Origin of the sequence: Enterobacter sp. 01-M-03-SI-ECC (genome assembly GCF_047530215.1) — a bacterium.
Taxonomy (GTDB): domain Bacteria; phylum Pseudomonadota; class Gammaproteobacteria; order Enterobacterales; family Enterobacteriaceae; genus Enterobacter; species Enterobacter chengduensis.
The window spans coordinates 77515-90125 of sequence record NZ_JBLKDA010000009.1; the positions used below are offsets into that span (position 1 = coordinate 77515).

Below are 12611 nucleotides of genomic sequence, written 5' to 3' on the forward strand. Positions count from 1 at the left end.
CTTTATTGGGTAGTGTCTCTGGCGCTCACCAGATACTCAAAAGGACCGGCTGTTCATGTTTTCAGGACTCCTCATTATTCTGCTGCCCCTGATTGCGGGCTACCTTATTCCGCTGCATCAAGAATCGGCATTACGGCTTATCAACCGTTTTCTCAGCTGGATTGTTTACGTCATTCTTTTCTTTATGGGGATCAGCCTGGCCTTCCTGGATAATCTGGCCACCAATCTGCTTTCCATCCTGCACTATTCTGCGGTCACCGTGGTGGTTATTTTACTGTGCAATATTGCCGCGCTGCTGTGGCTGGAACAGACTATTCCATGGAAAAATCACCATCATCAGGAAAAACTGCCTTCCCGAATTGCGATGGCGCTTGAATCATTAAAATTATGCGGCGTCGTGGTGCTCGGTTTTCTTCTTGGGCTGACCGGCTGGGCATTTTTGCAGCATGCGACGGAGGCCAGTGAATATACGCTGATCTTCCTGCTGTTCCTGATCGGTATTCAGCTGCGAAATAACGGCATGACGCTGAAGCAAATTGTCCTCAACCGCCGGGGAATGATGATTGCCGTTATCGTTGTCGCCAGCTCCATGGTGGCGGGTATCATTAACGCCTTTATTCTCGATCTGCCGCTGAAAACCGGCCTGGCGATGGCCTCCGGTTTTGGCTGGTACTCTCTCTCCGGTATTCTGCTGACCGAATCATTCGGCCCGGTCATCGGCAGCGCCGCCTTCTTTAACGATCTGGCGCGAGAGCTGATTGCCATCATGCTGATCCCGGGCCTGGTTCGCCGCAGCCGTTCTACCGCGCTGGGTCTGTGCGGCGCGACGTCGATGGACTTTACCCTTCCGGTACTCCAGCGCTCCGGCGGCCTGGAGCTGGTGCCTGCCGCCATCGTTCATGGCTTTATCCTGAGCCTGCTTGTTCCCATTCTGATGGCGTTTTTCTCCGCCTGATACTTCTTTGGCGGTAGGGTTCCTGCCGCCAAAATTGCGCTAAATCAATCTCCCTCGATTTTGTAGCAGAAAGCCCTTTTCACCCTTCCGGCACAGGCATAACCTTAAACATGTATCTTAAATATAACTTTAACAGGTGTGATTATGTTTTGTGTGCAATGTGAACAAACTATCCGTACTCCGGCCGGTAACGGTTGCTCTTACGCACAGGGTATGTGCGGCAAAACCGCAGAAACATCTGACCTGCAGGACCTGCTGATTGCGGCCCTGCAAGGCCTTTCCGCCTGGGCGCTCAAGGCCCGGGAATACGGCATTGTCGACCATTACGTCGACAGCTTTGCCCCGCGCGCCTTCTTCTCCACGCTGACCAACGTTAACTTCGATTCGCCGCGCATTGTTGGCTATGCCCGTGAAGCCATCGCTCTGCGGGAAGCGCTGAAGGCGCAGTGCCTGAACGCCGATGCTAACGCCCGCGTGGAAAACCCAATGGCAGAACTTCAGCTGGCGAGTGACGATCTGGGCGACCTCCAGCGTCAGGCGGCAGGCTTCACCCCGAATAAAGACAAAGCGGCGATTGGCGAGAACATTCTCGGCCTGCGCCTGCTGTGCCTGTACGGTCTGAAAGGCGCGGCGGCCTATATGGAACACGCCCACGTGCTCGGCCAATATGACAACGATATTTACGCCCAGTACCACAAGATCATGGCGTGGCTCGGCACCTGGCCTGCCGACATGAACGCGCTGCTGGAGTGCGCAATGGAAATCGGCCAGATGAACTTCCGCGTGATGAGCATTCTGGACGCCGGTGAAACCAGCACCTACGGCCACCCGACGCCGACGCAGGTCAACGTTAAGGCGACCGCAGGCAAGTGCATCCTGATTTCCGGCCATGACCTGAAAGATCTCTACAACCTGCTGAAGCAGACCGAAGGCACCGGCGTGAACGTCTATACCCACGGCGAAATGCTGCCCGCGCACGGCTACCCGGAACTGCGTAAATTTAAGCATCTGATCGGTAACTACGGCAGCGGCTGGCAGAACCAGCAGGTAGAGTTCGCCCGCTTCCCTGGCCCTATCGTAATGACCTCTAACTGCATTATCGACCCTACCGTCGGCGCGTATGACGATCGCATCTGGACCCGCAGCATCGTCGGCTGGCCTGGCGTGAGCCATCTTGAAGGCGACGATTTCGCTCCGGTTATCGCCCAGGCGCAGCAGATGTCGGGCTTCCCGTACAGCGAAATTCCGCATCTCATCACCGTCGGCTTCGGCCGTGAAACCCTCCTCGGCGCCGCCGATTCGCTGATCGATCTCGTTAGCCGTGAAAAGCTGCGCCACATCTTCCTCGTCGGCGGCTGTGACGGCGCGCGCGGCGAGCGTAGCTACTTCACCGATTTCGCCACCCGCGTGCCGGAAGACTGCCTGATCCTGACCCTGGCGTGCGGCAAATACCGTTTCAACAAGCTGGACTTCGGCAACATCGAAGGCCTGCCGCGCCTGATTGATGCGGGCCAGTGTAACGATGCCTACTCGGCCATCATCCTGGCGGTCACCCTGGCGGAAAAACTGGGCTGCGGCGTGAACGATCTGCCGCTGTCGCTGGTGCTGTCATGGTTTGAACAGAAGGCGATTGTCATCCTGCTGACCCTGCTCTCTCTGGGCGTCACCAACATCGTGACCGGCCCGACCGCGCCAGGCTTCCTGACGCCGGACCTGCTGGCGGTGCTGAATGAAAAATTCGGCCTGCGTTCCGTGACGAATGTTGAAGACGATATGAAACAGCTGCTGAGCGCGTAAGGAGGTATTTATGACCATGCCAACCCCACAATGCCCGTGGCGGATGCAGGTTCATCACATCCAGCAGGAGACGCCGGACGTGTGGACGCTGTCGCTGATTTGCCACGACTATTACCCGTACCGCGCAGGCCAGTACGCGCTGGTCAGCGTTCGACATTCGGCGGACACCCTGCGCGCCTACACGCTCTCGTCAACGCCGGGCGTAAGCGAGTACATTACGCTCACCGTCCGCCGCATTGATGACGGGGCCGGCTCCCAGTGGCTGACCCGTGACGTGAAGCGCGGGGATTATCTTTGGCTTTCTGACGCGCAGGGTAATTTCACCTGTGACGACAAGGCGGACGATAAGTTCCTGCTGCTGGCAGCGGGCTGCGGCGTGACGCCGATTATGTCGATGCGCCGCTGGCTGGCGAAAAACCGACCGCAGGCCGACGTACAGGCGATCTTCAGCGTGCGTTCTCCAAACGATGTGATCTTTGCCGGGGAGTGGCGCAACTATCCGGTGACGCTGGTGGCCGAGCACAACGCGACCCACGGCTTTGTGCCCGGTCGCCTGAGCCGCGAGCTGCTGCAGAGCGTGCCGGACATTGCAAACCGCACCGTGATGACCTGCGGCCCGGCACCGTACATGGACAGCGTGGAAAAAGAGGTGAAAGCGCTTGGCGTGACCCGCTTCTTTAAAGAGCAGTTCTTCACGCCGGTGGCGGAAGCGGCAGCCAGCGGGATTCAGTTTACCAAGCTACAGCCTGCGCAGACCTTCTTTGGCCGCGTGGGGACGACGCTGCTGGAGGCGCTGGAAAGCAACAGGGTGCCTGTCGTGGCAGCCTGCCGCGCGGGCGTGTGCGGCTGCTGTAAGACGAAGGTGGTTTCTGGGGAGTATACCGTCACCAGCACCATGACGCTCTCCGACGCGGAAGTTGCCGAGGGCTACGTGCTGGCGTGCTCGTGCCACCCGCAGGGGGATTTAGTTCTCGCATAATCTGACGCGGTGCCGCCGTTTTTTGTCGGGTGGCACTGCGTTTACCCGGCCTACCTTATCCATTCAGGCTTTTTGTCGGATGGCACTGCGTTTACCCGACCTACCTTATCCATTCAGGCTTTTTGCCGGGTGGCACTGCGTTTACCCGGCCTACTTTTTCCACTCAGGCTTTTTGTCGGGTGGCACTGCGTTTACCCGGCCTACTTTTTACATGCAGGCTCTTCGTAGGCCCGGTAAGCGCTAGCGCCACCGGGCTTATAAACAGGCAGCACAGTGTTTGACCGAACTAGATGTGGTTGCTGCCTGTACGGCAGTGAACAACGACGGCAAGACAGCTAAATCACCCGGCAATTTCTAAGCTGCCTGTGCGGCAGTGAACCATTATCCAGTGTGGTGACATTTATTTGCGTTTTTCTAAGCTGCCTGTACGGCAGTGAACTCTTTTCTTGGCGACTTGTACGACGCGTACACTTTCTAAGCTGCCTGTACGGCAGTGAACCACACCTTCCCATTTGGGTATAGAGTAGTTAATTTCTAAGCTGCCTGTACGGCAGTGAACAATAGAATTGCGCTGGGCGGCGTCGATTGGCGTTTCTAAGCTGCCTGTACGGCAGTGAACGTGCTGGCCGTGGGCGGCCGCCGTGAGTCGATTTTCTAAGCTGCCTGTACGGCACTGAACCCAGCATCAGGCGCAGTGCCTACCACTCTTCTTTTCTAAGCTGCCTGTACGGCAGTGAACTGGAACAATCTACACCTATCACCTTGTCAGATAAAGAAATTACCTAAAAAAATCGTCTCAACCCCTTTTTTCTTTGCATACATTTCAGCACAATAAAATCAATGAGTTACAAATCGCCAATAAAAAAGGGTCCTCAGACCCCTTCCTTCATACCCGAGCCCAAACCTCAACGCCACGCTGGGTCTTTCCCCACCGCGTAACGCCCTGCCCCTAAACACGCCACCGCCAGCGAGCCAACAAAGAAGTACACCAGGCTTTCAATCGCCCATGCACCAACCTTATCGAGGGCGAACGTTTCACCCATTCCCACCATCAGCCACGCCACAATCATCGTAAACGCCAGCACCAGCGCGGCCGGGCGCGTAAAGAGCCCGATAATAATCAGGACTGGCGCCAGCACTTCGCCAATCAACACGCCGTAGGCGATAAATCCAGGCAATCCTTTTTCCACCAGCATGCCGCTGATAAAGCCCACGCCGCCAAAAAGCTTGTGCAAACCGTGAAAAAGCATCAGCCCGCCGACGGCAAGTCGTAACAAGAGTTTGCCAAGATCGTCGCACGATAGCTTTTCATTAACAGCAATTAACAATGATTTAACCATTTGAAATGATTCCTGTTTTCACTGAGGTATCACCAGATTATGCCGAATAATTGCGCATGAAAAGCACCTTTAAATTGGGGGGAAATGACGGGCAAGACGGAGACTTTCTTCTAAGCTTGTAAGCGATATCACAAAAAGGAGAAGGACAACCATGAAACAAACCGTGGCTGCATATATAGCGAAAACCCTGGAACAGGCTGGCGTAAAACGCATCTGGGGCGTCACCGGCGATTCCCTCAACGGGCTGAGCGACAGCCTTAACAAGATGAAGACCATAGAATGGATGCCAACCCGCCATGAAGAGGTTGCCGCCTTCGCCGCAGGCGCTGAAGCACAGCTCACCGGTGAACTGGCCGTCTGTGCCGGCTCGTGCGGACCGGGGAACCTGCACCTGATCAACGGCCTGTTTGACTGCCACCGCAATCATGTTCCGGTTCTGGCGATTGCCGCCCACATCCCCTCCTCCGAAATCGGCAGCGGCTATTTTCAGGAGACGCATCCGCAGGAGCTGTTCCGTGAATGCAGCCACTACTGTGAGCTGGTTTCATCCCCGGAGCAGATCCCGCAGGTGCTGGCGATCGCCATGCGCAAGGCGGTGCTGAACCGCGGCGTTTCGGTGGTCGTGATCCCCGGCGACGTGGCGCTCAAGGCCGCGCCTGAAGGGGCCAGCACCCACTGGTATCACGCCCCGCAGCCGGTCGTGACGCCTGCACAAGAAGAGCTGAAAAAGCTGGCGCAGCTGCTGCGTTACTCCAGCAATATCGCCCTGATGTGCGGCAGCGGCTGCGCGGGCGCGCACAAGGAGCTGCTGGAGTTCGCGGGTAAGCTTAAATCGCCGATTGTTCACGCCCTGCGCGGCAAAGAGCACGTGGAGTACGACAACCCCTATGATGTGGGCATGACCGGGCTGATCGGTTTTTCCAGCGGCTTCCACACCATGATGAACGCCGACACGCTGATCCTGCTCGGCACCCAGTTCCCGTATCGCGCGTTCTACCCATCGGATGCGAAAATCATTCAGATTGATATCAACCCGGCCAGCATCGGCGCGCACAGCAAGGTCGATATGGCGCTGGTGGGCGACATCAAATCTACGCTCGCCGCCCTGCTGCCGCTGCTGGAAGAGAAAACGGACCGCACGTTCCTTGATAAGGCGTTAAGCGACTATCGCGATGCCCGCAAGGGGCTGGACGACCTCGCCAAACCGAGCGACAAGGCCATTCACCCGCAGTATCTGGCGCAGCAAATCAGCCATTTTGCCGACGACGACGCCATCTTCACCTGCGACGTGGGCACGCCAACGGTCTGGGCGGCGCGCTATCTGAAGATGAACGGCAAACGCCGCCTGCTCGGCTCGTTCAACCACGGCTCGATGGCCAACGCCATGCCGCAGGCGCTGGGCGCGAAAGCGACGGCGCCGGAGCGTCAGGTGGTGGCGATGTGCGGCGACGGCGGGTTCAGCATGCTGATGGGGGATTTCCTGTCGGTGGTGCAGATGAAGCTCCCGCTCAAAATCGTGGTCTTTAACAACAGCGTGCTCGGCTTCGTGGCGATGGAAATGAAGGCCGGCGGCTATCTCACGGACGGCACCGAGCTGCACGACACCAACTTCGCGCGCATTGCCGAGGCCTGCGGCATTACCGGCATTCGCGTGGAGAAAGCCTCCGAGGTGGACGAAGCCCTGCAGCGCGCCTTCTCCATCGACGGCCCGGTGCTGGTAGACGTTGTCGTCGCCAAAGAGGAGCTGGCGATCCCGCCGCAGATCAAGCTGGAGCAGGCCAAAGGCTTTAGCCTGTATATGCTGCGCGCCATCATCAGCGGTCGCGGTGACGAGGTGATCGAACTGGCAAAAACCAACTGGCTCAGGTAAAACATCTGGCATCGCCTTTTTAATAATAAGGACATGCCATGATCGATTTACGCAGTGATACCGTTACCCGCCCGAGCCGCGCCATGCTCGAAGAGATGATGGCCGCCGCGGTCGGGGACGACGTCTACGGCGATGACCCGACGGTCAACGAACTGCAGCGCTATGCGGCAGAGCTGAGCGGCAAGGAGGCTGCCCTGTTCCTGCCCACCGGTACGCAGGCTAACCTGGTGGCGCTGCTCAGCCACTGCGAGCGCGGGGAAGAGTACATCGTCGGTCAGGGCGCGCATAACTATCTCTACGAAGCCGGCGGTGCCGCGGTGCTGGGCAGCATACAGCCGCAGCCAATTGACGCCGCGCCGGACGGCTCCCTGCCGCTCGATAAGGTGGCGGCGAAAATTAAAGCCGACGACATCCACTTCGCCCGTACCAGGCTGCTCAGCCTGGAAAACACCCACAACGGCAAGGTGCTACCGCGCGAGTACCTGAAGGCCGCGTGGGAATTTACCCGCGAGCGTAAACTCGGCCTGCACGTGGACGGCGCGCGTATCTTCAACGCCGTCGTGGCGTACGGCTGCGAGCTGAAGGAGATTACGCAATACTGCGACTCCTTCACCATCTGCCTCTCAAAAGGGCTGGGCACGCCCGTGGGCTCTCTGCTTGTTGGCAATGCGGACTACATCAAGCGCGCCAACCGCTGGCGTAAAATGACCGGCGGCGGCATGCGCCAGGCGGGAATTCTGGCGGCGGCGGGGCTGTACGCGCTAAAAAACAACGTGGCGCGTCTGAAGGACGATCACGATAACGCCGCGTGGATGGCCATGCAGCTTCGCGAGATTGGCGCCGAGGTGATGCGTCACGACACCAACATGCTGTTCGTTCGCGTCGGCGATGAGCATGCCGCCGCGCTGGGTGAATTTATGAAAGCGCGCGGCGTGCTGATCAACGCGTCACCGATCGTGCGCCTGGTGATGCATCTTGACGTCAGCCGCGAGCAGCTGGCGGACGTGGTGAAACACTGGCAGGCGTTTTTACAGCGCTAAGGAGCCCGACGTGCCGCAACGCATTCTGGTGCTCGGCGCCAGCGGATATATTGGCCAGCATCTGACCACGGCGTTAAGCCGGGAGAGGCACCGGGTGCTGGCAGCGGCACGCAACACCGAACGCCTGCAAAAACTGAGTTTGCCCGGCGTCACCTGCCACAACGTTGACCTCAACTGGCCGAAGGAACTTCCCGCGCTGCTGGAAGGGGTCGACACGCTTTACTACCTGGTGCACAGCATGGGCGAAGGCGGGGACTTTATCGCCCACGAGCGTCAGGTGGCGATGAACGTCCGCGATGCCCTGCTGCAAACCCCGGTGAAGCAGGTGATTTTTTTAAGCTCGCTCCAGGCCCCCGAACATGAGCAGTCCGATCACCTGCGCGCCCGCCAGCTGACGGCGGACACCCTGCGCGGCGCCACTATTCCCGTCACCGAACTGCGCGCGGGGATCATCGTCGGCGCGGGGTCGGCCGCCTTCGAAGTGATGCGCGATATGGTCTACAACCTGCCGGTGCTCACGCCGCCGCGCTGGGTGCGCTCACGCACCACGCCGATTGCGCTGGAGAATTTACTGCATTATCTGGTGGCCCTGCTGGATCACCCTGCGGAGCAACACCGCGTGCTGGAGGCGGCCGGTCCTGAGGTGCTGAGCTATCAGGAGCAGTTCGAACATTTTATGCGCGTCAGCGGACGCCGCCGCTGGCTGATCCCCATCCCCTTCCCGACCCGCTGGATTTCAGTGTGGTTTTTGAATGTCATCACCTCCGTGCCGCCGACGACCGCCAAAGCGCTGATCCAGGGGCTGAAGCACGATCTGCTGGCGGACGATCGCGCGCTGCGGGCGCTCATCCCGCAGGATCTGATCCGCTTTGACGATGCCGTGCGCAATACGCTGAAAGAAGAAGAGCAGTTGGTGAACTCCAGCGACTGGGGGTACGACGCTCAGGCGTTTGCCCGCTGGCGGCCGGAGTACGGCTATTACCCGAAACAGGCGGGCTGCCCGGTGAAGACTTCCGCCAGCCTTGCAGATCTGTGGAAGGTCGTGAACCAGATTGGCGGAAAAGAAGGGTATTTCTTCGGTAATCTCCTCTGGCAAACGCGCGGGGCAATGGATCTGCTGGTGGGCCACAGGCTGGCTAAAGGCCGCCCGGCCCGCCCGTATCTTGAGGTGGGCGACGCGGTCGACAGCTGGAAGGTGATTATCGTCGAGCCGGAAAAACAGCTGGCGCTGCTGTTCGGCATGAAGGCGCCGGGCCTGGGGCGACTCTGCTTTACGCTGAAAGACAAAGGCGATTATCGGGAACTGGACGTCCGCGCCTGGTGGCATCCGCACGGAATGCCGGGTCTGTTCTACTGGCTGTTGATGATCCCCGCCCACCTGTTTATCTTCCGCGGGATGGCGAAACGGATTGCGCAACGGGCAGAACAAAAGACGGAAAAGATCTAAATAAAACTCTCTTTCTTTCACCTTTCCCATTGCATAGCGCCGTAATTCACGAAAGAATGCGCACGAAATTCTTTTCAACACAGTGGATAGTTATGAAGGTACTGGTTACCGGGGCGACCAGCGGCTTAGGCCGAAATGCGGTCGAATTTCTGCGCAACAAGGGCATCAGCGTCAGGGCTACCGGTCGCAACGAAGCGATGGGTAAACTTCTGCAAAAAATGGGCGCAGAGTTCGTCCATGCCGACCTGACGGAGCTGGTCTCCTCGCAGGCGAAAGTGATGCTCGCCGGTATCGACACGCTGTGGCACTGCTCCAGTTTTACCTCGCCGTGGGGAACCCAGGAAGCCTTCGATCTCGCCAACGTGCGGGCCACTCGCCGTCTGGGCGAATGGGCCGTCGCCTGGGGCGTGCGTAACTTTATTCATATCTCGTCCCCGTCGCTCTATTTCGACTACCACCACCATCGTGACGTGCAGGAAGATTTCCGCCCTGCCCGCTTTGCCTGCGAGTTTGCCCGCAGCAAGGCGGCCAGCGAAGAGGTGATCGACCTGCTGGCGCAGTCGAACCCGCATACCCGGTTTACGATCCTGCGTCCGCAAAGCCTGTTCGGACCGCACGACAAGGTATTTATTCCGCGCCTGGCGCAGATGATGCATCATTACGGCAGCGTGCTGCTGCCGCGCGGTGGCGATGCGCTGGTGGATATGACCTATTACGAAAACGCCGTCCACGCCATGTGGCTGGCAAGCCAGCCGGACTGCGATAAGCTGATCTCCGGTCGCGCCTACAACATCACCAACGGCGAGCCGTGCACGCTGCGCAGCATTGTGCAGCGGCTGATCGACGAGCTGCAGATCGACTGCCGTATCCGTTCGGTCCCCTACCCGATGCTCGACATGATTGCCCGCAGCATGGAGCGTTTTGGCAGTAAATCGGCCAAAGAGCCTGCGCTGACGCATTACGGCGTATCGAAGCTTAACTTTGACTTCACGCTGGATATTTCGCGGGCGGAAAATGAGCTGGGGTATCAGCCGGTGGTGACGCTGGATGAAGGGATTGTGCGCACGGCGGCGTGGTTACGGGATCACGGGAAACTGCACCGCTAGCCTGTTGCCCGGTGGCGGCTTCGCCTTACCGGGCCTACAACTGCACCGTACCGTTCCCTCGCCCCTTTGGGGAGAGGGTGCAAAAACTAAAACGGCAACCTTTCGGTTGCCGTTTGCTTTTACAGAGCCGTCCAGGCATCAGCCCACGCCAGGCCTGCACCTGGTTCATAGTATGCCGGAGCGTTGTTACACCAGCCGCTGTACGGGAACGGTTTGCACTGGAACAGTTTACCGTGGTTGTTCACGATATCGCCCGCCTTGTACTTGCTGTTCGCGCTCCACGCGGCGTAATTGCCGGATGTGCCTTCGTCCTGAGACGGTGCCGCTTTGGCCTTCACGTTCAGCAGATAGGAGGTCGTGCTGCTCAGCTCGCCGTCGCTTACGGTCAGGCTGATTTCAATCTGCTGAGCCGTCGCCGCTTCTGGCGCCTTGAACGTCACCACAGCTTTATCCTGACCGGTCACGGTCTGGCCGTCCTGAGAACGCCAGGTGTAGGTCAGCGCGTTGCCGTCAGCATCGGTAGAGCCTTCTGCGCTCAGTGAAACCTGCGCACCGGCGTCAACCGCGCCGATTGGACCGGCGATATGCGCGACCGGCGCGTGGTTCACCGCAGCAGGTTCTGCCGGGGTTTCATCCGGTACTGGCGCTGGCGCCGGCGTTTCGTCTTGTGACGGCGCTGGGGTCGGCGTCGGCGTTACCGGGGTTTGATCCGGCGTAGCGGAACCGTCGTCGTTAACGATGTTCACGTTAAAGAACTTCTGCACGCACTTGCTGTAGTCACCCTCTTTGAACGCGCTGAACGGCGTCTGGTAGCCAACCAGCTGGCAAGAGTAGGTTGCGCCGCTTGGCGTATCCGCGCTCCATCCCCAGTCCTGCTCCCAGTAGATCTTCAGCGCGCCAGCGCCGCCTTCGTCGAACTGCTTCATGTTCGCGCAGCCCAGCACTTCGTTCGCCGGAACGGGAACCTTCAGGTAGTTCGCGAACTCTTTGTAGTACTTGATACGGTTCTCAGACTGTGCAATTTCAGTTGGACCGCCGCACTCAACGCCGCCGTTGATGATCTGAGTGGTCACGCCGAAGCCAGGGACCAGGCCGTTGGCTTTATCGTGATCGTTCGGCTGCCAGGTGCCGTCGATGACCTGCAGCATGCTTGGTTTTGGCGGCTGTGGATAGGCGAAGAAGAAGATCGCACTCGCCAGGTTCAGCCAGGTATCCGCCACCAGCTCAGGTTTGTCGAGCAGGGTACGCACGTCGCCGTACATCGCTTCAGAGAACGGACCGTAGTTGTAGTTGTAGGACAACTGCTTAGCACCGCGACCAAAGTAGCTCAGGAAGTCGCCGTCTTTGTCTTTACCGCACGGCCAGGTCTGACCCTGCCAGACGTCCGGGTTACATTCGCCGTTATAGCCGCCCTTCTGGCCTTCGCTCCAGCCCATTTCACGCACGTGAACCAGGGCCTGACGCCATTCGGCTTCCGGACGCCAGCTTTCGTGACCGCCGGTTTCCTGGGCAAAGTGGGCAAACATGGTTGCCAGCTCTTTACGGCAGATGGCGTCACTGTCGCGACCGTCGTTATAGGTCTTACACAGCGCCGGGAACTTACCTACCGCTTTCAGGAAGTTGCTGTAGGTGTACGCCTGCGCGCGCAGCGGGAAGAGATACTCCCAGTCGCTGGCCTTCACAATCCCTTCCACGCGTTTCACGTTATCCGGGTTCGCCGCACGGCCTGGCTCAATCAATTCAACCTGAGCGTTGTCCAGCGTCTGGATGGTCTCTTTTACGGAGGCCATCAGCGGGAAGCTGGTCAGCTCTTTCTCTTTCTTCGCCAGATCGCTGGCTTTGATGGTGTATGGTTCACTGGTGGTCGCTTGCAGCGAGGCAGCCTGGGCCATAAACGGTGCTACGCATGCGCCGGCAACGAGTACACTCAGTAACGTCCTTTTGTTCATTTCACTATTCCTGTTTATCTAAGTTAAATATTAACAATCCAGGCTTATGTATTAATCCGTTAATAAATAAACCGCGGAAAGCTGTTTTCTCTTTTCGAAGAACACCTTCAGGAATTCTTCAAAAATAA

General features: G+C 58.5%; 9 protein-coding genes and 1 CRISPR repeat array. Of the genes, 7 read left to right on the forward strand and 2 right to left on the reverse strand.

Annotated features, from left to right (window positions below):
• Positions 1-55 precede the first annotated feature (55 nt).
• The 3 genes from ACMWKK_RS10820 (at position 56) to hcr (ending at position 3731) form a co-directional block, all read left to right on the forward strand.
• Positions 56-955 (forward strand): lysine exporter LysO family protein, encoded by a 900-nt coding sequence (locus ACMWKK_RS10820; RefSeq protein ID WP_112781235.1) that lies wholly within the window; start codon positions 56-58, stop codon positions 953-955.
• A gap of 144 nt (positions 956-1099) precedes the next feature.
• The gene (gene hcp / locus ACMWKK_RS10825; RefSeq protein WP_112781236.1) at positions 1100-2752 is read left to right on the forward strand and encodes a hydroxylamine reductase; all 1653 of its coding nucleotides are present in this window, start codon (positions 1100-1102) and stop codon (positions 2750-2752) included.
• A gap of 10 nt (positions 2753-2762) precedes the next feature.
• Positions 2763-3731 (forward strand): NADH oxidoreductase, encoded by a 969-nt coding sequence (gene hcr, locus ACMWKK_RS10830; RefSeq protein WP_112781237.1) that lies wholly within the window; start codon positions 2763-2765, stop codon positions 3729-3731.
• Positions 3732-4022: 291 nt separating this feature from the next.
• Positions 4023-4470: a CRISPR direct-repeat array (repeat unit 28 nt; unit sequence TTTCTAAGCTGCCTGTACGGCAGTGAAC).
• A gap of 166 nt (positions 4471-4636) precedes the next feature.
• Here hcr and ACMWKK_RS10835 read toward each other — a convergent pair.
• Positions 4637-5071 carry a DoxX family protein gene (locus ACMWKK_RS10835; protein WP_112781238.1) on the reverse strand — a complete coding sequence of 145 codons (435 nt, stop codon included), beginning with the start codon at positions 5069-5071 and terminating at the stop codon, positions 4637-4639.
• Positions 5072-5222: 151 nt separating this feature from the next.
• Here ACMWKK_RS10835 and poxB point away from each other — a divergent pair, with 151 nt between their 5' ends.
• The 4 genes from poxB to ACMWKK_RS10855 all read left to right on the forward strand — a co-directional run bounded on the left by poxB (position 5223) and on the right by ACMWKK_RS10855 (position 10534).
• A complete protein-coding gene (gene poxB, locus ACMWKK_RS10840; protein ID WP_161656376.1) occupies positions 5223-6941 on the forward strand; it encodes a ubiquinone-dependent pyruvate dehydrogenase in 1719 nt (572 codons plus the stop codon).
• A 38-nt stretch (positions 6942-6979) separates the two neighbouring features.
• Complete coding sequence (gene ltaE / locus ACMWKK_RS10845; protein ID WP_112781240.1) at positions 6980-7981, forward strand: low-specificity L-threonine aldolase; 1002 nt, start codon at positions 6980-6982, stop codon at positions 7979-7981.
• A 10-nt stretch (positions 7982-7991) separates the two neighbouring features.
• Positions 7992-9428, forward strand: a complete 1437-nt coding sequence (locus ACMWKK_RS10850) for an SDR family oxidoreductase (protein WP_112781241.1) — start codon at positions 7992-7994, stop codon at positions 9426-9428.
• Positions 9429-9520: 92 nt separating this feature from the next.
• Positions 9521-10534 carry an NAD-dependent epimerase/dehydratase family protein gene (locus ACMWKK_RS10855; RefSeq protein ID WP_112781242.1) on the forward strand — a complete coding sequence of 338 codons (1014 nt, stop codon included), beginning with the start codon at positions 9521-9523 and terminating at the stop codon, positions 10532-10534.
• 119 nt (positions 10535-10653) lie between these two features.
• Here the strand turns inward: ACMWKK_RS10855 and ACMWKK_RS10860 are convergent, their stop codons facing one another.
• Positions 10654-12483 carry a glycoside hydrolase family 19 protein gene (locus tag ACMWKK_RS10860; protein WP_112781243.1) on the reverse strand — a complete coding sequence of 610 codons (1830 nt, stop codon included), beginning with the start codon at positions 12481-12483 and terminating at the stop codon, positions 10654-10656.
• Positions 12484-12611: the final 128 nt, after the last annotated feature.